The following is a 20,273-nucleotide window of genomic DNA, read 5'->3' as shown; positions in this document are numbered from 1 at the left end:
CCTGTTCTTCAACCACGGACGCCCGGGGCGGCCGTGAGGCGGTACGAGAACGCGCCGGGCGCCGCGTCGAGCGTGTTCACCGGCTGCGCGCTCCAGCCGGCGGTGCGCAGGCGGGTGAGCAGACTGCCGATCGACGCCACGTTGCCGGTGTCGGCCACGCCGTCCACCTGAAAGGCGGGCTCGGTGCTGCCGCTGACGCCGCTTTCCAGGCGCAGCCGCAGGATGCGGGTGCCCGGGTCCACCGAGTCGCGCAGCAGGGCCAGCATGGCCACCGGGTCGTAGCGGGCGCCTTCGCCCAGCTTGCGGGCCATGTCGGCCACCGGCGCGAAGTCCTGCGGCATGGCGGCACTGTTCACCGCCGCGATGCGGGCTTCCAGCGCAGCGGCTTCGCGCTGGCTTTCGGCGGCGCCTGCGCGGGTGGCACGGGCTTCGCCCTGCACCGCGAAACCGAGCACCGCCAGGCCGACGGCCAGCACGCCCGTGAGCGCGGCAATGCCCGGAACGAGCCGCTCGCTCCACCAGGCCAGCTTGGCCACCGGCGGATTGACCGACGCGCGCAGGCCGGCGCGGCGCACCAGGCCGGGGGCCGCCGTGGCGCCCGTGTCCACGGGAGCGACGGGCAGCGAGACGGCGGGGACATCCGCGAGGCTGGTCCACTGCTCCACCGCGCGCACGTCCTGCTCGGGATCGGCAACCCACAGGCTGCCCCACTCCACCGGATGCACGATGCCGCTGGCGATGGCGGCGCGCGTCTGACCGGAGAGCACGCGCACGGCGGCCTGCAGGTCGTCGGCGCTGCGCCCCATCGTGTTGGTGCCCTGGTAGAACAGGCCCGCCTTCGATTCACCGAAGAAATGCAGCGTGCGGCCCGCGCGCACGACGCGGGCATGGCCCCTGCCGACGCCTGCGGACAGCAGCGCGCCCAGCGGCAGCACGATGCAGTGGTCGGCCTGCTGCGAGGCCCACTGGATCGTGCGCTGCCAGAGCTCCAGCGGCACCACGGTGTGGAAAGTCTGCAGGCCGCCCTGCACAGCCCGCGTCCGGTGCACGATCACGTGTGCCGCGCCGTCGGTGAGGCCCTCGGCGCGCGCGCGCTTTTCGATCAGCGCCGCAGCGTAAGCGGGCTTGCCGGCGTCGAACCGATAGCTGCCCACGGACGATTCGTCGAAATCCGTGACCACGGTGGCAGGGGCATCCAGCACCGGCCAGGGGGCGACTTCGGTCAGCACGCCACCGCGCAGCTGCCGCCACCCGTCGCGGGTGACGATGAGAAGGTTGTCGGTGCTCATGGCTTGCGTGCCAGGGGAAAGTAGAGCGTGCCGTTGACCGAGAAGAGCAGGCCCTTGTCGTCCACGGCAGGCGGGGTGAAGAGGCCGGCCTCGCGCGAGAGCACGGCCAGCTCGAAGCTTTCGCCGGCGAAGAAGCGCTCGCCGCCGCCGCCCATCTGGCGCAGCAGCTCGGCCGCTTCGTCGCGGGAGATGGGCGTGGCGCCGCGGTTGATGCGCCGCTCGGCCCAGGCCGCGGGGTCGAAGCCCAGCTGGTTGGCGGCCGTGCGGGCCTGGTCGGCCAGGCGCACGTACTCCTCGCGCTTGAGCACCTCGGGCATGGCGGCGCGCAGCGCGGTCACGCGGGCCGAGGCCAGCGCGGCTTCGCGCCGCTCGAAGGCCAGCTGCAGCAGCCCGTCACGGGCGACCCAGACGCCCACGGCCAGCAGGACCGTCATGCACGCCAGGGTCACCAGGCGGGCCGCACGCTTGGACTTCGTCGACACGCTCACGTCACTCTTCCATGATCCAGTGGGCCGTCAGCAGCACCACGCGGTCTTCGTCGTACTGGCGACCGGTCGCCGTGGCGGCGCCTACGTTGGCTGCGCCCGTCGCCGTGTCGTTGACCTGGATTCCGCTTGCGATCGTGTTGTTGCCTTCCCAGGACGTGCCCGGGGCATTGGCGTCCACCGCAGCGCCGTGCGCCGCGCGGCCCTGGATGCGGAAGCGGCCTTCGCGCGAATCAGGCTTGCCGTCGATCACCTGATCGAGGAAGCGCGCCAGATCGGGCGTGAGCCCGCGCACCACCATCACGTTACCGGCGCCGCTGGCGGTGCCGGGCGGGTTCCACTGGAAGCAGACCTGCAGTTCGGTCGCATTGCCGTTCGTGTCCTGGTAGAGATAACGGTCTTCCTGACCTTCGCCACGGCCTGGCGGCATGCGCACGCCGACGCGGTTGAACAGATCGCGCAGGTTCTGCGTGGCCAGCGCGGTATCGCCCGCACCCACCTGACCCGCGGCATAGCCCTGGCCATTGCAGACCTTGAAGCCCGTGTTGGTGAAGTTCTCGGGGATGCCGGCGCGGGCCGAACCGCCTGCACGCGTGCAGACGGCCGCTGCGCCGGCAAACGCGGTTTCCGAACCGTTGACCATGTAGGTGGGCGCCTGCTGGCAATCGCCGATCACGCCGCCGGCACGCTGGTAGTACTGGTCGTAGGCCGCCTTCCACTGGTAGGCGAACTTGTTGGCGATCTTCTGGTATTCGGCGTTGCGCTGCACATCCTTGGCGATGGCGATGGCACCGATGACGAGGCCGATGACGGCCAGCACGATGGCCATTTCGACCAGCGTGAAGCCGCGCTGGATGCGGCGGGCGAGCGGGGAGCGGTGGTTGCGCATGGCAGTTCTTCCTTCGGGGATGGCGTGCATCACTGGTTCATCTTGTAGATGGCGACCATGCGGATGACCTGGTCTTCGTCCAGGTTGGCGCCTGTGCCAGCCGCCGTGGGGCCAGCTCCTCCCTCGGCATACGTGTTGTTCGCGCTCCATTGCACGCCGGCGGCGTTGGCCGTGCCGTTGGCAACGCCCTGCTGGCGGAAGCGTCCTTCCTGTGCATCCGGCTTGCCATCGATCATTTGGTCCAGCATGCGGGCCAGGTCGGGCGTCAGGCCGGTGATCACCATCACGTTGCCCGAGTTTTCGGCGGTTCCCGGCGCGTTCCACTGGAAGCAGACCTGGATTTCCTGCGGGTTGCCGTTGGTGTCGAGGTACACGTAACGGTCTTCGGCACCTTCGGCGCGGCCCGGGGGCATACGCACACCGGCCTGGTTCATCAGCAGGCGCAGAGCGAAAGGGTTGCCAGCGCCAGCAACACCCTGGGCTGTGCGCAGCATGTTCGGGCCGGCGCCACCTTGGCAGATGGCGTTGGGCCCAGTGACACCCGTCATGTTGCCCCCGGAGATGGAGGTACCGGCAGCCGCGTTGAAGTTGGCTCCATTGACCATCAGCCGCGGTGCCGTCTGCGAATCCCCCAACACCACGCCCGTGCGCTGGTAGTAGGCGTTGTATGCCTGCTCCCACTGATCGACGAACTTGTTCTTGATCTTGGTGTATTCGGCGTTGCGCTGGACGTCCTTGCCGATGGCGATGGCGCCGATGATGAGACCGATGACGGCCAGGACGATGGCCATTTCCACCAGGGTGAAACCCTGTTGGAGGCGGCCGGCAAAGCCCGCACGGGCACGGCCGGCGCGGCGAGAAAAGTGGTGTGCAGACATGCGAACCCTTTAGCAATGGGTATGAAAACAGCCCCGAGAAGCCGGGAGTGCAGCGCATGCTACGGCCCCACCGTTAGCAGACCGTTAGAAACATTTCAAGTCGTAACTTGTAGGCGAAAAACTTGTTTTGCTGTCGGTTAAACGTCGTTTGCAATTAACAGGCACGGCGCCGCTGCAGCCGGCGTGCATGCCCGCCCAACCCCGTTCCCACCGCCCCACCCTTCAGAGCGCGCCCAGCCGCTGCAGCGAATGCGCCCACTGGTCGAGCCAGCCCTGCGCGCCCGTGCGGTGGCCCAGGGCCACGGCTTCGGCGGCCGCCTGCATGGCCTCTTCCCGCCGGCCCAGCAGGTCCAGCGACTCCGCCTTGATGCGCCAGATGTCCATGCAGCAGTACTGGTGCTCGCTCAGGTGGGCGGTGGCAAGCGCCTGGTCGGCGAGCACCAGGGCCGCCTGCGGGCTGCCGCTGGCCGCCAGCACCGAGATGGCGAACCACGCCTCGGTCGTGGCGGCGGCGCGGTAGCCGATCTGCAGCGCCGTCATGCCCGACAGCACCGCCTGCACGTCGACCGGCACGCCGGCATGCACCCGGGCCAGCACCACCAGCATGTTGGCCAGGCCCAGCCAGAACTGCAGGCCCTCGGCCTCAGCCACGGCCCAAGCGCTTTCGGCCGCCGGCACCATGCGGGCCTTGTCGCGTGCGCACCACGCGATGAGCGACTGGAAGCAGCGGACGATGCAGAGGTCTTGCCGGGCGGCGGACTGCTGGGCCGCCGCCAGCGCCTGCGTGATGGCTTCCTGCGACCGGGCGTGGTCGCCGGTGAACCACAGCAGCCAGGCCAGCTGCGCGCCCGAGAACACGGCCAGGTCGCAGGTGAGGTGCGCCATGCGCTCACGCAGATCCAGCATGCGGCCCAGCCGCAAATTGGTTTCGAACCACTGGCGAGCCTCCTGCAGCCGGCCCAGCCAGAACAGGGTGTTGCCCTCGGCCCAGGCGGCGGCGAAGTGCTGCGCCGGGGTGCGGGCCATGGCCCGCAGCTTGCGCGCATGGTCGAGCCCGTGGGTGTAGCCCTGCGAGCTGGAGCCGAGGTAGGCCAGCATCTGCATGTCGAACAGCAGCTCCGGCGCCAGCGACGCCGGCAGCGGCATGCGGCCCAGCTCCTGCACCACGGCATGCGCCTGGTCGGAGCCGTAGCCGTAGCGCGCGATCAGGCAGCGGCCATGCACGATGCGCGCCTCGATGCCGGCCGCCCCGGGAAAGTAGCCCAGCGCCGCCAGGCGCGCGCAGCTGTCGCAGGCGGCGGCCATGTCGTCTTCGGCCACGGCCTGCTGGGCCGCCTGCCACCAGGCGGTGGCGGCGGCGGTCGGCTCGCCGGCCTGCTCCAGCAGCCCCGCCGCGCGCGCATGCAGCCCCTGCTGCAATGCCCGGCCGGCCGCCTTGTGGGCATGGCGCCGCAGCTGCTCGGGCAGCGTGGCCGACAGCACGTATTCGCGCAGCCGCGCATGGAAGAACGCGGCGTGGCCCAGCCCGCGCGAGACGATCATGCCGGCGCGCAGGCCCTGCTCGAAGGCGGCGGTGGCCTGCGCCTCGCCATAGACATTGGCCAGGTCGTCGCGCGAGAACAGCATGCCCAGCACGGCGGCCACCTCCATGCCTTCGCGCAGCGGCCCCAGCTGGTTGAGCATGGCCTGGCAGAACTCGGTGAAGTGGCTGGAGCCGTCGGCATGGACGGAGCCGGCCAGCAGATAGAGCGGCAGCCCGCGCGCGCTGGCCACCCGGCCGCGCAGGGCCTCGGGCGTGAGCGCCGGGCCATCGGGCAGGCTTTGCAGCACGCGGCGAGCGGCCTCGTCGTCCAGCGGCCCCAGCGCGATGTCCTGCAGCCCCGGCAGTGCCAGCGGCTGCGGCTCGTCGATGCGCCGGTTCAGCAGCCAGCGCAGCTGCGGCTGCAGGTCGGCCAGCGACTGCAGCAGCTCTGCCGAGGCCGGGTCGATCCAGTGCACGTCGTCCACCACGATGAGCACGGGGGCCGCGCCCACGCCGGCCATCAGGTGCGCCAGCCCTTCCACCAGCTCGGTCCGCTGGCGGCGGCTGACGTTGCGTGTCGCCAGGAAGGCGAGCAGGGCCTGCTGGGCCGGGGCCGGCATGTCGCCGGCCAGGGCGTCGTCGCCACCCTCCCCTCGCCCCGACAGCATGCCGGCGACCAGGTCGTGCAGCGCGCGCCAGGGGGTGGCCGCGCCTTCGGGCAGGGCCGCCATCCAGACGACGCTGCCGTCGACCTGCCAGCGGCGGGCGCATTCCCAGACGGTGCGGGTCTTGCCGATGCCGGGTTCGCCGACCAGGCAGAGGGCCTGGGCGCCGCTGCCGTCGGGCGCGCGCAGCGCCTCGACCAGCGTGTCCACCAGCGGCTCGCGCCCGAAGAAGCTGTTGCCGGCGAAGTCGCCGCCCGGCGGCAGGGCCGAGCCCCGCTCGTCCAGACGGCCGCCGAAGAGCGCGAATTCGCGCGCCCAGCCGCGAAAGCGCTGCCGGCCCATCGGCAGGCAGCCGAAACTGGCGGCCAGTTCGGCCATGCTCTCGTCGCACACGATCTCGCCGGGCTCGGCGCGCTGCGCCAGCCGCTCCGCCAGGCGCACCCGCCAGCCCACGGCCCGCCAGTGGGGCCAGCGCTCCACCAGCACCCAGCCATGCGTGGCGCCGGCGCTCAAGGGCTGGCCGGCGGGCATCATCGCCGCCAGGGCGGCGGCGCACCGCAGGGCCTGCCAGCGCTGGCCGGTATGCCGGCTGTCCAGCCCGAAGCCCAGCGTGCAGCCCGCGTCGTCCACCGACAGCACCACGCCATGGAAGCGCCGCGCCTCGGTCTCGAGGGACGCCTGCAGGGCGGCGAGCTCCGGAGCCCGGGGATGGCGGTCGCGGGCATCCAGATACGGCAGGTGCACGTAGAGCAGGGTGATGGCGGCCATCTCCGCGGCCGATTCGCCGCCCGGCGCCTTGCCCGAGGCGGTCACGGCCACCGCGCCGCCCTCCGTGGCCCTGGCGGAACCCGCCGGTTCAGCCGGGCTGCTCGGCACGGTCTCCATGCGACGGTGCTGCGCCGCCAGCCAGCTCTGGAATTCTTCCGACATGCCTTCGTCGGCGCCGGCCAGCCAATGGCCGGGCTCGGCCTGCAATGCCGTTTCCCAGGCAGCGGGCCAGCCGTGGGCCGGCGCGGGGGACGGCGAGGTCAGCAGTTGCCAGTCGGTGAGCAGTGTGTCGCCCGGCGCGAAGGCGATCCAGTCGCGCTCCACGCGGATCGCCTCAGGCAGGGCCAGCTTGCGCCACTGGGCCTGCAGGTCGGCCAGCACCACGCGCAGGTTGGCGCGTCCCGCCTGCAGGTCCAGGTCTGGCCACAGCAGTTGCGCCAGCAGTTCACGCCGGACTTCCCGCCGGGGCTGGCTGACCAGATACCCCAGCAAGGCCGCCGTCTTGCGGTACTTGAAATGCAGGGGCCGCACCTCTTCCGCGCCACGTACCGTGTATTGACCTGACAGGACGATCAGCAGCTTTTCGGAAGAAGGGTTCACAAAAAAAAGGGCGGGATGTGACGCGGAGCGCGGATTTTGCATTGATTCACCTTGGACCCTTGCAGGGTTTCTATCGCCAGCACGCCCGGAAAGGGACTTTCCACCGGCGCCGCCGCAGGGCACCCCGCCGCATCGCCGCGCTTCATCACGGATCGCCCACCATACCCCTTGAAAACCGGAAAACGGCTGCTAATTCACCCGTCGTGGGCGCTATGCCGACCCGCTGGCGCCCACCGGCCCATCCCAGATCATCGATTTCAAGGAGGTTTCGCCATGTACCGATCTTTGTTTCCCCGCGACGTGTTCGCCGAGATGGATCGCCTGCAACGCGAGATGCAGCAGGCCCTCGATCTGTCTCCCACCATCCGCGGCGTCGCGCGCAACGGCTTTCCGGCCATCAATGTGGGCGGCACGCCCCAGACCGTCGAGATCTACGTCTTCGCGCCGGGCGTGGACCCGGCCACGCTGGAGGTGCAGCTCGAACGCGGGCTGCTGACCATTGCCGGCGAACGCAAGAGCCCGCTGGCGGAGTTCGAGGCCGACGCCAAGGTGACGGCTCACATCCACGAGCGCTTCGACGGCCGGTTCCGCCGCGTGCTGACGCTGCCCGACGACGCCGACCCGGAGGCCGTCGAGGCCCGGCTGCGCGATGGCGTGCTGCACATCACCGTGCAGCGCCGCGCGTCGGCCCAGCCCCGGCGCATCGCCATCCACTGAAACGGCGCCCTTCCCGCCATACGCCCCCACCCGACCCCACCCGACGGAAACCGACGGAACCCGACGAACCCATTCCCACTGAAAGGAAACCACCATGCGCAACGACGTACAGACCACTTCCCGCTCTTCCTCCGCTGCACGCCAGCCGGGCACGCCAGCGGGTGGCCCGGCGCGCTACAGCGACGCGACGCTGACGCCGCCGGTGGACGTGCTGGAAGACGCGGGCGGCATCACGCTCTATGCCGACCTGCCGGGCGTGAGCCGCGAGCAGCTGAACCTGCAGGTGGAATCGGACACGCTGACCATCGAGGCCGAGGCCAACCTGTCGGTGCCACCGGAACTGACGTCGAGCCACACCGAGGTGGGCCTGGCGCGGTTCCGGCGCGTCTTCACCCTCAGCAAGGAACTGGACACCGAACGCGTGTCGGCCGAACTGGCGCAGGGGGTGCTCAAGCTGCGCATCCCGAAGGCCCAGCATGCCCAGCCCCGGCGCATCCAGGTGCAGGTGGCTTGATGCTATTCATTTGATAGCATAAAACCATTGATATACGGGCGCCCAGGCCTGTTTTGACCTGGATTTCGACTGTGCGCTAGAGGGTGATCCCGCCATCCACGGCGTAGTTCTGGCCGGTGACGAAGGACGACTCGTCGCTGGCCAGGAACACCACCAGTGGCGCGATCTCCTCGGCCGTCGCCAGCCGGCCCATGGGCTGGCGGGCCACGAAGGCCCGGCGGGCGTTCTCGGCATCGCCCGTGGCGGCGATGCGGTCGGCCAGGGAGGGCGTGTCCACCGTGCCGGGCGACACGCAGTTGCAGCGCACGCCAGCACCGACGAAGTCCGCCGCCACCGACTTGGTGAGCCCGATCACCGCCGCCTTGCTGGCGCCATAGACGCAGCGCCCGGGCAGGCCCTTGAGCGAACTGGCCACGCTCGCCATGTTGACGATGCTGCCACTACCGGCCGCCGTCATGCGGGGCAGCACGGCGCGCATGGTCCAGAACTGGGACCGCACGTTCAGGTCCATCGCCAGCGACCAGTCGTCATCGCTCGCCTGCAGCACCGTGCCCGCATGCACCACGCCGGCGCAGTTGAACAGCACGTCGATACGTTCCAGCCTGGCGAAGAAGGCGTCGATGGCCGACCGGTCGAGCACGTCCAGCACGGCCGTGCGGATGCCGTCCGTGCCTTCCAGCGACGCGAGCAGGTCGGCCCGGATGTCGGTGGCCCACACCTGGGCGCCCTCGCGGGCCATGGCCAGCGCGGTGGCCCGGCCGATGCCCTGCCCCGCCGCGGTGACGACCGCGGTCTTGTTTGCAAGCCGCTTCATTTCTGCAGCCCCAGCCGAGGCACCAGCTCGGCGTAGAAGGCGCGGTCCTTGTCGATCTGCTTCTGGAAAGCAGCCGCGTCGGCGTAGGCCCAACCCAGGTTGGCCTTGCCCAGCACCTCGCGGAAGGCAGGGTCGTCGGCCGTCTTGGCCGCAACGGTGCCGAGCGTCGCCACGATGTCGGGCGGCGTGGCCTTGGGCACGGCCAGGCCGCGCCACACGCCGATGGAGAGATCGATGCCGCGCTCCTTGAGCGTCGGCACCTTCTCGAACAGCCCGCCCACCCGCTGGTCCGCCATCACCGCCAGGGTGCGCATCTTGCCGGCGGCGACGTGCGGCGCCACCTCGCCGGGACTCACCGCGAGGGCGTCCACGTGCCCGCCCAGCAGTGCCACCGCCGCGGGCGCCGCGCCCAGGAAGGGCACGTGGTTCACTGGCAGCGCGAGCTTTTCGGAGAACGCGGCCGCCGCCATGTGCCAGATGGAGCCCACGCCCGCGTTGGCGATGGACAGCGGCTCCTTGCGCTTGCGCGCGTCGGCGATGAATTCCTCGATGGTCTGCCAGGGCGCATCGGCGCGCACCGTGATGGCGGACGGATCGGCATTGAGCCGGGCGATGGGCCGCAGGTCGGCTGCGGTGTACTTGGTGATGCCCAGGTTCGGGATGATCGTCAGCTCGCAGATCACGATGCCGATCTTGTAGCCGTCGGGTTTGGCGTTGATCAGCTCGGCCGTGCCGATGGCACCGCTGGCGCCCGGCTTGTTGACCACGATCATCGGCTGCTGGGGCAGGTATTTCTTGCCCACTTCGGCGAAGGCGCGCCCGACGATGTCGGTGCCGCCGCCCGCCGCCACCGGCACGATCAGTTCGATGGGTTTGCTGGGGTAGTCGCTGGCCCGCGCCAGGGCCGCCGTGCCGCCGAAGGCGACGGCGCAGGCCGAGGCGATGACCTGGCGCCTGTTCAGATGGGAATGCATGGTGCTCGTCTCCTTTGCTCTCTTGTGGTTGTGTGTGCGATGCGATGCGTTGCCGCCCGGCCAGCATCGTCCCAGCGCTCCGGCCACCCCACTCGACCGCACTGCCCTGGGGTTTCGCTGGCGCTTCGGCGCTCAGTAGGTGGCCCGGCCGCCGGAGAGGTCGAACACGGCGCCGGTGGTGAACGAGTTCTCCTCCGACACCAGCCAGGCGACCATGGCCGCCACCTCCTCCACCTCGACGAAGCGCGCGCGGGGGATCTTCGAGAGCATGTAGTCGATGTGCTGCTGCGACATCTGCTCGAAGATCCGGGTGCGCGCCGCCGCCGGGGTGATGGCGTTGACCGCGACGTTGCGCGCCGCCGTCTCCTTGCCCAGGCTCTTGGTGAGCGCGATCACGCCGGCCTTGGAGGCGCTGTAGGCCGAGGCATTGGGGTTGCCTTCCTTGCCCGCGATGGACGCGATGTTGACCACCCGGCCATAGTCGCGCGCCGCCATGCCGGGCACCACCGCCTTGTTCACATGGAACGCGCCGTCGAGGTTGATCGACAGCACCCGGCGCCATTCGTCGAGCGGATAGTCGCCCAGCGGCAGGTTGGCGCCCGCGATGCCGGCGCTGTGCACCAGCATGGCGATGGGCCCCGAGAGGCTTTCGGTGCGGGCGACGGCGGCTTCGACCTGCGCGAAGTCGGTGACGTCCACCGTCACGCCGCTGAGGGCGCCCGGCGCCCCGACGCCGGCCAGCGCCTGCTGCGCGGCGGCGATGGCCTCGGCGTCGCGGTCCCAGAGGCAGACCTTGGCATGGCCCGCCAGCAGCCGCCGGGCGATGGCGAAGCCGATGCCCTGGGCACCGCCCGTCACGACCGCGGTGCGGCCGTCGTAGTCGTACTGGATCATGGCGGCGGTCCGGTCAGGCAGCGACGGTCTTCTGCGTCTGCTCGCCCAGCCCGGCGATTCCCAGCCGCATGGTCTGGCCCGGACGCAGGTACACCGGCTGCGGCTTGATGCCCATGCCCACGCCGGGCGGCGTGCCGGTGGAGATCACGTCGCCGGGCTGCAGCGTCATGAAGCGGCTGAGGTAGGCCACCAGTTGCGGCACGTTGAAGATCATGGTGCGGGTGTTGCCGCTCTGGTAGCGGTGGCCATCGACCTCCAGCCACATGTCTAGCGCATGCGGATCGGGCACCTCGTCGGCCGTCACCAGCCAGGGGCCGGTGGGGCCGAAGGTATCGCAGCCCTTGCCCTTGTCCCAGGAGCCGCCGCGCTCCAGCTGGTAGTTGCGCTCGGAGACGTCATTGATGACGCAGTAGCCGGCCACATGCTTCAGGGCGTCGGCCTCCTCCACGTAGCTCGCGGCCGTGCCGATCACCACGCCCAGCTCCACCTCCCAGTCGGTCTTCTCCGAGCCGCGCGGGATCTTCACGTCGTCATTGGGGCCGACGACGGCGGAGGTCCACTTGTTGAAGACGATGGGCTCGGCCGGGATCGGCATGTTGGATTCGGCCGCATGGTCGGCGTAGTTGAGGCCGATGCAGACGAACTTGCCGATGCGGCCCACGCAGGCGCCGAGGCGGGGGTTGCCGGGCACCGCCGGCAGCGTGGCCGGGTCGATCGCGCGCAGCCGGGCGAGCGCATCGGGGCCGATCGCATCGCCGTCGATGTCGCGCACATGGGCGGACAGATCGCGGACCACGCCCTGGGCGTCGAGCAGGCCGGGTTTTTCCTGGCCGGGGGGGCCGAAACGTAGCAACTTCATCGAATGTGTCTCCTTGAGCGGCGAATTCTGGATCGCCCCCGGATTGCTGCATAGTGAAAGCTTTGCATGGGGTGATAGCCCCGAGGAATCACCGTGATACCCAGCCTCTCCTCGATCACGTCGCGCCTGCGGTTCCGGCAGCTGGGCCTGCTGGTGGCGCTGGAGGAATGCGGCAGCCTGCACCGCGCGGCCGAGCGGCTGGGCATGACGCAGCCGGGCCTGACCAAGGCGCTGCGCGAGATCGAATCGACCTTCGGCGCCGAGCTGTTCGTGCGCACCCAGCAGGGCGTGCGGCCCAACGAGCTGGGCCAGTGCCTCATTCGCCATGCCCGGCTGGTGGATGCCGACCTGGAGCACCTGCGCGAGGAAATGAACGGCGTGCTGCGCGGCAGCGGCGGCCGGGTGGCGGTGGGCGCCATCACCGGCGCCCTGCATTCGGTGCTGATCGCGGCGGTGTCCGAGCTGCGGCGCACCCAGCCCGCGCTCTCCATCGAGATCCGGGAAAGCACCAGCCTGGAGCTGCTCAACGCCATCAACGAAGGCCGGCTCGACCTGGCGGTGGGCCGCACCACCGTGTCCAGCAACGTGGAGCAGTTCGACTATGAAGAGCTGATGGACGAGGCGGTGGCCGTGGCCGTGGGCACGCGCCATGCCCTGGCGAAGGCGCGCCGGGTGACGCTGGCGCAGCTGGCGCGCTGCCGCTGGGTGTTCTACCCCGGCAACATGCCCCTGCGCAAGCTGCTGGAGCGCGAATTCCGCGAGGCCGGGCTGGAGCTGCCGCCCTACCCCATCGAGACGTCTTCGTCGCTCGCGACCATGCTGATGCTCAAGGAAGACCTGCACCTGGTGGCGCTGATGTCGTCGGCGACGATGGAGTTCTGCGAGGAGCACGGCATCGCGCGCCGGCTGCCGCTGGCCATCGGCTCGCGGCACGAGGCCTTCGGCATCGTCACCCGGCGCGGCGCGCGGCTGACGCCCGCGGCGGCGATGCTGGTGCAGTGCCTGCGCCGGGCGGCCGGCAAGCCGCAGGGCACCGGCTGACGCCATTCACCGCTGCCGTGGCGTGGCCTCCACCCGGCCTTCCGCCACGTCGCGCAGCACCGCCATGAAGGCCTGGGCGGCGGGTGTCGGCGTCTCGCCCAGCCGCACCAGCATGCCGTAGTCGGGCATCGCCCGGGGCACGTCCACCTGGATGGACGACAGCAGCCCCTTGGCCACATACCGCTCGGCCAGCGCGCTGGGCTGCAGCGACAGCATGTCGGTGATGCGCAGCGATTCCAGCGCGAACAAGAACGACTGGGTTTCCATCACGCCCGAGGTCGGCGTCATGCCGATGGCGCGGAAGATGTCGTCGGACACCTTGCGCAGCGCGGTCGATTCCGGATAGAGCAGCCAGGGCCAGTGCGCCAGGCGCCCCGCCTCCAGCCCCTGGATGCCGCGCAGCGGATGGTGCGGCCCGCCCACCACCTGCAGCGTCTCGCCCGACAGGCGCTCGTACTGGAAGTGCGCCTGCTGCGCCTCGTCGGTGAAGCGGCCGATCATCAGGTCGATCTTGCGCTCGCCCAGCCAGGCGATGAGCTGGTCGCTGCTCTGCTCGCGCACCTTCAGCACCAGCAGCGGGCGGCGCCGCTGCGTCTCGGCGATGGCGGTGGTGAGCAGGCGCGCGGCCGAGCCGGAGATGGCGCCGATCGACAGCTGGCCGTGCCCGCCCTGCTTGAGCGCATTGAATTCGTCCACGAAGCGCGACTGCCCTGCCAGGGCCGTTGCCGCATAGCCCAGCGCGAACAGGCCCAGCTCCGTGGGGCGCATCTCGCGCGGCAGGCGCTCGAAGAGGCGCGCATCGAAGATCTCTTCCAGGTCCAGGAGGATCTTGGTGGCCGCTGGCTGGGTGACGTGCATCTGCTCGGCCGTCACCCGCAGATTGCGCGTGCGCCCGAGGATGTCGAGGAACTGGAGGTGCCGCGAGCGCAGGCGGCTGCACGCGGTGGCGATGGATAAGGGTTTGCCCTGCATTTTTGGAGGACCGATAACGGTTTGGAATGCCCGGTGGAAAAACACTGATTGGACGCTGCGGGCGCAGCCCCCTAGTCTGCACCTTTAGCCATTTCCAAAAACACTCAGGAGACAAGCCATGACTTTCCGCACCGCATTCAAGACCCTGGCGCTGGCCACCTCGCTGGCCGCCATGCTGGCCGCACCGGCCATCGCGCAGGTGCGCGAACACACTTTCAAGATCGGCACCGGCATCACCGACGACCATCCGCAGGCCCAGGCGTCGCGCCACTTCGGTGAGGTGCTGGCGTCCAAGAGCGGCGGCAAGATGCGCGCCAAGCTGTTCGCCAACGGCACGCTGGGCAACGACGTGACCATGATCTCCGCGCTGCGCGGCGGCACGCTGGAGATGACGGTGCCCGACAGCTCCACGCTGGTGTCGGTGGTCAAGGACTTCGGCGTGCTGAACCTGCCGCTGACGTTCAACACCAGCGCCGAGGCCGACGCGGTGCTGGACAGCGCCTTCGGCCAGAAGCTGCTGGCCAAGCTGCCCGAAAAGGGCCTGGTCGGCCTGGGCTACTGGGAGAACGGCTTCCGCCAGACCACCAATTCGCGCCGCCCGATCAACAAGGCGGAAGACTTCTCCGGGCTGAAGCTGCGGGTGATCCAGAACCAGCTGTTCATCGACAGCTTCAACGCCCTGGGCGCCAACGCCACGCCCATGCCCTTCACCGAACTCTATTCGGCGATGGAGCAAAAAGCGGTGGACGGCCAGGAGAACCCGACCGCGACCATCCTGACCAGCAAGTTCTACGAAGTGCAGAAGAACCTGGTGCTGTCGCGCCACATCTACAGCACCTGGGTGTTCCTCATGTCCAAGAAGACCTGGGACGGCCTGTCTGCCGAGGAGCAGAAGATCGTGCAGGAAGCCGCCAAGGAAGCCACGGCCTTCGAGCGCAAGGCCATCCGCGAACTGGAAGCCAAGGCCCTGGGCGAGCTGAAGAAGCTGGGCATGCAGGTGACTGAGCTGCCAGCCGCGGAGCAGGCCAAGCTGCGTGACAAGCTGCAGCCGGTGGTCGCCAAGTACAGCAAGGAATTCGGCGAGGAAACCACCCGCGAAATGATGGCCGAGCTGGAAAAGGCCCGTCGCAAGTAACCGCCCGATCCGCCCTCCTCTCCGGCGGCAGACGCACCACGGCGGCACGCTGCGCCGTGCACAGGTGCGCGCCGCCGCACGCCCTCTTTCCAAGACCGACATGACAACACCCGAAGGCCGCCGCTTCCGCTCGCGCGACTGGTTCGCCGATCCGGCGCGATCCGACATGACCGCGCTCTACCTCGAACGCTTCATGAACTACGGGCTCACGCCCGAGGAACTGCGCTCGGGCCGCCCGATCATCGGCATCGCCCAGACAGGCAGCGACCTGTCGCCCTGCAACCGCATCCACATCGAACTGGCGCGCCGGGTACGCGAGGGCATCCGCGACGCGGGCGGCATTCCGCTGGAATTCCCGGTCCATCCGATCTTCGAGAACTGCCGCCGCCCTTCCGCCGCGCTGGACCGCAATCTGGCCTACCTGGGCCTGGTCGAGATCCTCTACGGCTACCCGATCGACGCGGTGGTGCTGACCACCGGCTGCGACAAGACCACGCCGGCCGGCATCATGGCGGCGTCCACCGTGGACATCCCCGCCATCGTGCTCTCGGGCGGGCCGATGCTCGACGGCTGGCACGACAACGAACTGGTGGGCTCGGGCACCGTGATCTGGCGCAGCCGCCGCATGCTGGCCGCCGGCGAGATCGACGAAGAGGAATTTCTGCAGCGCGCCTGCGACAGCGCGCCCTCGGCCGGCCACTGCAACACCATGGGCACGGCCTCCACCATGAACGCCGTGGCCGAGGCGCTGGGCCTGTCGCTGCCGGGCTGCGCCGCCATCCCCGCGCCCTACCGCGAACGCGGCCAGATGGCCTATGCCACCGGCCGCCGCATCGTCGAGATGGCGCATGAAGACCTGCGCCCCTCGCGCGTGCTGACGCGCGAGAGCTTCCTCAACGCGCTGGCGGTGGTCAGCTGCGCGGGCGGCTCCAGCAATGCGCAGGTGCACATCCAGGCCATGGCGCGGCATGCCGGCGTGGAGCTGCACCCGCGCGACTGGACGGACCATGCCTACGACCTGCCGCTGCTGGTCAACATGCAGCCCGCCGGCAAGTACCTGGGCGAGCGCTTCTTCCGCGCCGGCGGCGTGCCCGCAGTGATGTGGGAGCTGCTGCAGGCCGGCCGGCTGCACGGCGATTGCGCCAGCGTCACGGGCCGCAGCATCGCCGAGAACCTGCAAGGCCGCGAGGCGAAAGACCGCGAGGTGATCCGCCCCTTCGCCGAGCCGCTGATGGAAAACGCCGGCTTCCTGGTGCTGTCGGGCAACCTGTTCGACTTCGGGATCATGAAGACCTCGGTGATCTCCGAGGCCTTCCGCGCGCGCTACCTCTGCCAGCCGGGCAACGAGGGCGTGTTCACGGCACGAGCCATCGTCTTCGACGGTGCCGAGGACTACCACTCCCGCATCAACGACCCGGCGCTCGGCATCGACGAGGACTGCATCCTGGTGATGCGCGGCGCCGGCCCGCTGGGCTGGCCCGGCTCGGCCGAGGTGGTCAACATGCAGCCGCCCGACGCGCTGATCCAGCGCGGCATCCGCGCGCTGCCCACGCTGGGCGACGGCCGGCAATCGGGCACGGCCGACAGCCCCTCGATCCTGAACGCCTCGCCCGAAAGCGCGGCGGGCGGCGGCCTCAGCTGGCTGCAGACCGGCGACATGGTCCTGATCGACCTGAAGCAGGGCCGGTGCAACGCGCTGGTTCCCGAAGAGGAAATCGCCCGCCGCCGCCGCGAGCTGCCACCACCGCCCGTGCCCGCCAGCCGCTCGCCCTGGGAGGCGCTCTACCGCGAGAAGACCGGCCAGCTGGCGGACGGCGCCACGCTGGACTTCGCGCTGCAGTTCCGCCGCATCGCCGAAGAGACACCCCGCCACAACCACTGAGCGCCGGGCCGCCCCTTCGGCCCGCATCAACCCATTTCGAGGACGAGAAGCATGCAGAACAACAACAACGACGTAAACAACGGCGGCGGCAAGAACGACGACCTGCTGCCCGAAGACGGCGTGGCCGGCACGCTGGTCGCCCGGGTCTGGACGACCGGCCCGCAAGGCGGCCCGGCGGTGGTGGCCCTGCGCGAAGGCGGCGTGTTCGACATCAGCCGCGCCTTCCCGACCATGAGCACGCTGCTCGATGCCGACGCGCCGGCCGAGGCGGCGCGCCAGGCGGAGGGCGAGCGCCTGTGCTCGGTCGCCGAACTGCTGGACAACAGCCGGCTCGGCGACCGCGACGCCGCGCGGCCCTGGCTGCTGGCGCCCTGCGACCTGCAGGTGGTGAAAGCGGCCGGCGTGACCTTCGCGGCCAGCATGGTCGAGCGGGTGATCGAGGAACAGGCGCGCGGCGACGCATCGCGCGCGCAGGAGCTGCGCGGCAAGGTGCAGGCGCTGATCGGGGACAACCTGGCGGCCATCCGCCCGGGCTCCGAACAGGCCATGGCGCTGAAAGCCCTGCTGCAGCAGCAGAACCTCTGGTCGCAGTACCTGGAAGTGGGCATCGGCCCCGACGCCGAGGTGTTCACCAAGGCGCCGGTGCTGTCCTCGGTCGGCACGGGCCAGGAGATCGGCATCCGCGCCGATTCGGCCTGGAACAACCCGGAGCCCGAGGTGGTGCTGGCCGTCAACGGGCGCGGCGAGATCGTGGGCGCCACGCTGGGCAACGACGTGAACCTGCGCGACATCGAGGGCCGCAGCGCGCTGCTGCTGGGCAAGGCCAAGGACAACAACGCCTCCTGCGCCATCGGCCCGTTCATCCGCCTGTTCGACGCCAGCTTCGGCATGGACGACGTGCGCCGCGAGACGGTGCACCTGGAGGTGCGCGGCACCGACGGCTTCACCATGCGCGGCATCAACACCATGTCCAGCATCAGCCGCGACCCGGCGGACATCGTCGCGCAGACCCTGGCCGCGCACCAGTACCCCGACGGCTTCATGCTGTTCCTGGGCACGCTCTTCGCTCCCATCGAGGACCGGGGCGAGCCCGGTGCCGGCTTCACCCACAAGCTGGGCGACGAGGTCACCATCCGCAGCGCCCGGCTGGGCGCGCTGTGCAACCGCGTCACCCACAGCGAGACGGCGCCGCCCTGGCAGTTCGGCCTGCGCGCCTTCATCAGCAACATGGGCGCGCGCGGCCTGCTGGACGGCCGCCCGCTCTGACCGACCCCGGTGCGCGTGCAGCCGGCCCCGCTGGCGGCTGCCGCCCACCGACCCCCTCGAAACCATCGATAACGACACACGGTCGGCGCAGGCCGATCAGGAGATAGAACCATGGAACGGTGGATGGATCGTTACTGCCGGATGCTGGACTTCCTCATGGCCGCTGCGCTGGCCGTGATGGTGGCGATGGTGTTCGGCAACGTCGTGCTGCGCTACGCCTTCAACACGGGCATCACCGTGTCGGAAGAGGTGTCGCGCTGGCTGTTTGTGTGGCTCACGTTTCTGGGCGCCATCGTGGCGATGAAGAACCACGGCCACCTGGGCGTGGACATGCTGGTCGGCCGGCTGCCCGACTGGGCCAAGAAGGTCTGCGTGGTCGTCGGCCAGGTGCTGATGCTGTGGGTGTGCTGGCTGATCTTCTCGGGCAGTTGGGCGCAGACCCGGCTGAACATGGACGTGACCGCGCCCACCACCGGCTGGTCGATGGGGTACTTCTACTTCGTCGGCGTCGTGTTCGCGGTATCGGCGGCGGTGTTCCTGCTCTACGACCTGTGGCGGGTGCTGAGCGGCCAGCTGCGTGGCGACGCGCTGGTGATGGTCACCGATTCGGAAGAGACGGCGGAATTCGAAGCCCTGCAGGCGCGCCTGGCCGAAGAAGACCGGCTGGCGGCGCAGACCGGCGCGCCGGCCCCCGGCACCACCCACAACCCCCGTTGATCCGAGGAAGCCGCACCATGACCATTGCCGTCTTCCTCCTCTCCCTGCTGGGCGCCATGGCGATCGGTATCCCGATCGCGTTTTCGCTGCTGCTGTGCGGCGTCGCGCTGATGTGGCACCTCGACATGTTCGACGCGCAGATCCTGGCGCAGAACCTGATTAACGGCGCCGACAGCTTCCCGCTGCTGGCCGTGCCCTTCTTCATGCTGGCCGGCGAGATCATGAACACCGGGGGCCTGTCCAGGCGCATCGTCGATCTGGCGCTGACGCTCGTCGGCCACGTGCGCGGCGGGCTGGGCTACGTCGCCATCGTCGCGGCCTGCGTGCTGTCGGCGCTGTCGGGCTCGGCGGTGGCCGATGCGGCGGCGCTGTCGGCCCTGCTGATCCCGATGATGGTCGCCGCAGGCCACGACAAGGCGCGCTCCGGCGGCCTGATCGCCGCGGCTGGCGTGATCGGCCCGATCATTCCGCCCTCCATCGGCTTCGTGATCTTCGGCGTGGCCGCCAACCTGTCGATCAGCAAGCTGTTCCTGGCGGGCATCTTCCCCGGCATCCTCATCGCCGGCGCGCTCTGGGCCACCTGGTGGTGGCTGGTGCGCAAGGAACAGATCGTGCCGCCGCCGCGCCGCTCCCGTGGCGAGGTGTGGACCGCATTGCGCAAGGCCGGCTGGGCCTTGATGCTGCCGCTGATCATTCTGGTGGGCCTGCGCTTCGGCGTCTTCACGCCCACCGAAGCCGCCGTGGTGGCGGCGGTGTATTCGCTTTTCGTGGCCGTGGTGATCTACCGCGAACTGAAACCCTCGCAGATCTACGGCGTGTTCGTGACGGCCGCGCGCACCACCGGCGTGGTGATGTTCCTGGTGGCCGCCGCGCTGGTGTCGGCCTGGCTCATCACCGTGGCCGACCTGCCCGGCAAGGTGGTGACGCTGCTGGAGCCCTTCATCGGCAGCCCCATGCTGCTGATGGTGATGATCATGCTGCTGGTGATCGTGGTCGGCACCGCGATGGACATGACGCCCACCATCCTGATTCTCACGCCCGTGCTGATGCCGGTGGTCAAGGCGGCCGGCATCGACCCGATCTACTTCGGCGTGCTGTTCATCATCAACAACTCCATCGGGCTGGTGACCCCGCCGGTGGGCACGGTGCTCAACGTGGTCGCCGGCGTGGCCCGCATCCGCATGGACGACGTGATCCGCGGCGTCTGGCCCTTCATGCTGGCCGAGTTCGCCATGATGTTCCTGATGGTGGCCTTCCCGGCGCTGGTGATCTGGCCCGCGCGGCTGCTGTACGGCTGAGATCGCAAGAAGCAGAAACAAGAAGGGCCTGCACGTGCTCGTCGCAGCACGGCAGGCCCTTCGTCATGGGCGGGCCCGAGCCCGCCACGGCGGC

The 20,273-nt window shown here is 69.7% G+C and carries 18 protein-coding genes; 8 read left to right on the top strand and 10 right to left on the bottom strand.

The window, feature by feature from the left end; translation table 11 throughout:
* Window positions 1-8: 8 nt before the first annotated feature.
* The 5 genes from ASF94_RS00195 to ASF94_RS21440 all read right to left on the bottom strand — a co-directional run bounded on the left by ASF94_RS00195 (window position 9) and on the right by ASF94_RS21440 (window position 7,096).
* On the bottom strand, window positions 9-1,289 hold the full coding sequence (locus ASF94_RS00195) for a hypothetical protein (RefSeq protein WP_056659831.1): 1,281 nt from the start codon (window positions 1,287-1,289) through the stop codon (window positions 9-11).
* Window positions 1,286-1,777 (bottom strand): hypothetical protein, encoded by a 492-nt coding sequence (locus ASF94_RS00190; protein WP_056659828.1) that lies wholly within the window; start codon window positions 1,775-1,777, stop codon window positions 1,286-1,288. The genes ASF94_RS00195 and ASF94_RS00190 overlap by 4 nt, the downstream gene beginning before the upstream one ends.
* A gap of 1 nt (window position 1,778) precedes the next feature.
* Window positions 1,779-2,663, bottom strand: coding sequence for a type II secretion system protein (locus ASF94_RS00185; protein WP_082492861.1), 885 nt, complete (start codon window positions 2,661-2,663; stop codon window positions 1,779-1,781).
* Window positions 2,664-2,692: 29 nt separating this feature from the next.
* On the bottom strand, window positions 2,693-3,541 hold the full coding sequence (locus ASF94_RS00180) for a prepilin-type N-terminal cleavage/methylation domain-containing protein (protein WP_056659822.1): 849 nt from the start codon (window positions 3,539-3,541) through the stop codon (window positions 2,693-2,695).
* 222 nt (window positions 3,542-3,763) lie between these two features.
* Complete coding sequence (locus ASF94_RS21440) at window positions 3,764-7,096, bottom strand: AAA family ATPase (protein ID WP_056659818.1); 3,333 nt, start codon at window positions 7,094-7,096, stop codon at window positions 3,764-3,766.
* 273 nt (window positions 7,097-7,369) lie between these two features.
* On the opposite strand from ASF94_RS21440, the gene ASF94_RS00170 reads away from it, so the two are divergent.
* Together ASF94_RS00170 and ASF94_RS00165 are read left to right on the top strand one after the other, a co-directional pair.
* Entirely contained in the window at window positions 7,370-7,813 is a 444-nt protein-coding gene (locus ASF94_RS00170; protein WP_056659807.1) for an Hsp20/alpha crystallin family protein, read from the top strand.
* A gap of 94 nt (window positions 7,814-7,907) precedes the next feature.
* A complete protein-coding gene (locus ASF94_RS00165) occupies window positions 7,908-8,327 on the top strand; it encodes an Hsp20/alpha crystallin family protein (RefSeq protein WP_056659806.1) in 420 nt (139 codons plus the stop codon).
* Window positions 8,328-8,403: 76 nt separating this feature from the next.
* Here the strand turns inward: ASF94_RS00165 and ASF94_RS00160 are convergent, their stop codons facing one another.
* The 4 genes from ASF94_RS00160 to ASF94_RS00145 all read right to left on the bottom strand — a co-directional run bounded on the left by ASF94_RS00160 (window position 8,404) and on the right by ASF94_RS00145 (window position 11,868).
* The gene (locus ASF94_RS00160) at window positions 8,404-9,141 is read right to left on the bottom strand and encodes an SDR family oxidoreductase (RefSeq protein ID WP_056659805.1); all 738 of its coding nucleotides are present in this window, start codon (window positions 9,139-9,141) and stop codon (window positions 8,404-8,406) included.
* A complete protein-coding gene (locus ASF94_RS00155) occupies window positions 9,138-10,115 on the bottom strand; it encodes a tripartite tricarboxylate transporter substrate binding protein (RefSeq protein ID WP_056659797.1) in 978 nt (325 codons plus the stop codon). The genes ASF94_RS00160 and ASF94_RS00155 overlap by 4 nt, the downstream gene beginning before the upstream one ends.
* Before the next feature lie 132 nt (window positions 10,116-10,247).
* The gene (locus ASF94_RS00150; RefSeq protein WP_056659794.1) at window positions 10,248-11,009 is read right to left on the bottom strand and encodes an SDR family NAD(P)-dependent oxidoreductase; all 762 of its coding nucleotides are present in this window, start codon (window positions 11,007-11,009) and stop codon (window positions 10,248-10,250) included.
* Between the two features lie 13 nt (window positions 11,010-11,022).
* Entirely contained in the window at window positions 11,023-11,868 is an 846-nt protein-coding gene (locus tag ASF94_RS00145; protein WP_056659791.1) for an ureidoglycolate lyase, read from the bottom strand.
* A gap of 93 nt (window positions 11,869-11,961) precedes the next feature.
* Here ASF94_RS00145 and ASF94_RS00140 point away from each other — a divergent pair, with 93 nt between their 5' ends.
* Entirely contained in the window at window positions 11,962-12,909 is a 948-nt protein-coding gene (locus ASF94_RS00140; RefSeq protein ID WP_056659784.1) for a LysR family transcriptional regulator, read from the top strand.
* Window positions 12,910-12,915: 6 nt separating this feature from the next.
* Here ASF94_RS00140 and ASF94_RS00135 read toward each other — a convergent pair whose 3' ends face one another.
* Window positions 12,916-13,881, bottom strand: a complete 966-nt coding sequence (locus tag ASF94_RS00135) for a LysR substrate-binding domain-containing protein (protein WP_056659781.1) — start codon at window positions 13,879-13,881, stop codon at window positions 12,916-12,918.
* Window positions 13,882-13,999: 118 nt separating this feature from the next.
* Here ASF94_RS00135 and ASF94_RS00130 point away from each other — a divergent pair, with 118 nt between their 5' ends.
* From ASF94_RS00130 to ASF94_RS00110, 5 genes are all read left to right on the top strand, one after another.
* A complete protein-coding gene (locus ASF94_RS00130; RefSeq protein WP_056659777.1) occupies window positions 14,000-15,016 on the top strand; it encodes a TRAP transporter substrate-binding protein in 1,017 nt (338 codons plus the stop codon).
* 100 nt (window positions 15,017-15,116) lie between these two features.
* A complete protein-coding gene (locus ASF94_RS00125) occupies window positions 15,117-16,898 on the top strand; it encodes an IlvD/Edd family dehydratase (RefSeq protein WP_056659774.1) in 1,782 nt (593 codons plus the stop codon).
* Window positions 16,899-16,949: 51 nt separating this feature from the next.
* Window positions 16,950-18,164, top strand: a complete 1,215-nt coding sequence (locus ASF94_RS00120; protein WP_056659772.1) for a fumarylacetoacetate hydrolase family protein — start codon at window positions 16,950-16,952, stop codon at window positions 18,162-18,164.
* Between the two features lie 111 nt (window positions 18,165-18,275).
* On the top strand, window positions 18,276-18,881 hold the full coding sequence (locus ASF94_RS00115; RefSeq protein ID WP_056659769.1) for a TRAP transporter small permease: 606 nt from the start codon (window positions 18,276-18,278) through the stop codon (window positions 18,879-18,881).
* A gap of 17 nt (window positions 18,882-18,898) precedes the next feature.
* Window positions 18,899-20,179, top strand: coding sequence for a TRAP transporter large permease subunit (locus tag ASF94_RS00110; protein WP_056659766.1), 1,281 nt, complete (start codon window positions 18,899-18,901; stop codon window positions 20,177-20,179).
* Window positions 20,180-20,273 lie beyond the last annotated feature (94 nt).

The sequence above is a fragment of the Acidovorax sp. Leaf160 genome, from assembly GCF_001424265.1.
In the GTDB taxonomy this organism is placed as follows: Bacteria; Pseudomonadota; Gammaproteobacteria; order Burkholderiales; family Burkholderiaceae_C; genus Paracidovorax.
Note: the sequence above shows the minus strand (reverse complement) of the source record. Positions and strands in the feature narration are given on the sequence as shown.

Excerpts from the sequence above, each read along its gene's own strand:
- ASF94_RS00195 (WP_056659831.1), bottom strand. The coding sequence starts at position 1,289 with ATGAGCACCGACAACCTTCTCATCGTCACCCGCGACGGGTGGCGGCAG.
- ASF94_RS00185 (WP_082492861.1), bottom strand. The coding sequence starts at position 2,663 with ATGCGCAACCACCGCTCCCCGCTCGCCCGCCGCATCCAGCGCGGCTTC.
- ASF94_RS00180 (WP_056659822.1), bottom strand. The coding sequence starts at position 3,541 with ATGTCTGCACACCACTTTTCTCGCCGCGCCGGCCGTGCCCGTGCGGGC.
- ASF94_RS00170 (WP_056659807.1), top strand. The coding sequence starts at position 7,370 with ATGTACCGATCTTTGTTTCCCCGCGACGTGTTCGCCGAGATGGATCGC.
- ASF94_RS00165 (WP_056659806.1), top strand. The coding sequence starts at position 7,908 with ATGCGCAACGACGTACAGACCACTTCCCGCTCTTCCTCCGCTGCACGC.
- ASF94_RS00160 (WP_056659805.1), bottom strand. The coding sequence starts at position 9,141 with ATGAAGCGGCTTGCAAACAAGACCGCGGTCGTCACCGCGGCGGGGCAG.
- ASF94_RS00155 (WP_056659797.1), bottom strand. The coding sequence starts at position 10,115 with ATGCATTCCCATCTGAACAGGCGCCAGGTCATCGCCTCGGCCTGCGCC.
- ASF94_RS00150 (WP_056659794.1), bottom strand. The coding sequence starts at position 11,009 with ATGATCCAGTACGACTACGACGGCCGCACCGCGGTCGTGACGGGCGGT.
- ASF94_RS00145 (WP_056659791.1), bottom strand. The coding sequence starts at position 11,868 with ATGAAGTTGCTACGTTTCGGCCCCCCCGGCCAGGAAAAACCCGGCCTG.
- ASF94_RS00135 (WP_056659781.1), bottom strand. The coding sequence starts at position 13,881 with ATGCAGGGCAAACCCTTATCCATCGCCACCGCGTGCAGCCGCCTGCGC.
- ASF94_RS00130 (WP_056659777.1), top strand. The coding sequence starts at position 14,000 with ATGACTTTCCGCACCGCATTCAAGACCCTGGCGCTGGCCACCTCGCTG.
- ASF94_RS00125 (WP_056659774.1), top strand. The coding sequence starts at position 15,117 with ATGACAACACCCGAAGGCCGCCGCTTCCGCTCGCGCGACTGGTTCGCC.
- ASF94_RS00120 (WP_056659772.1), top strand. The coding sequence starts at position 16,950 with ATGCAGAACAACAACAACGACGTAAACAACGGCGGCGGCAAGAACGAC.
- ASF94_RS00115 (WP_056659769.1), top strand. The coding sequence starts at position 18,276 with ATGGAACGGTGGATGGATCGTTACTGCCGGATGCTGGACTTCCTCATG.
- ASF94_RS00110 (WP_056659766.1), top strand. The coding sequence starts at position 18,899 with ATGACCATTGCCGTCTTCCTCCTCTCCCTGCTGGGCGCCATGGCGATC.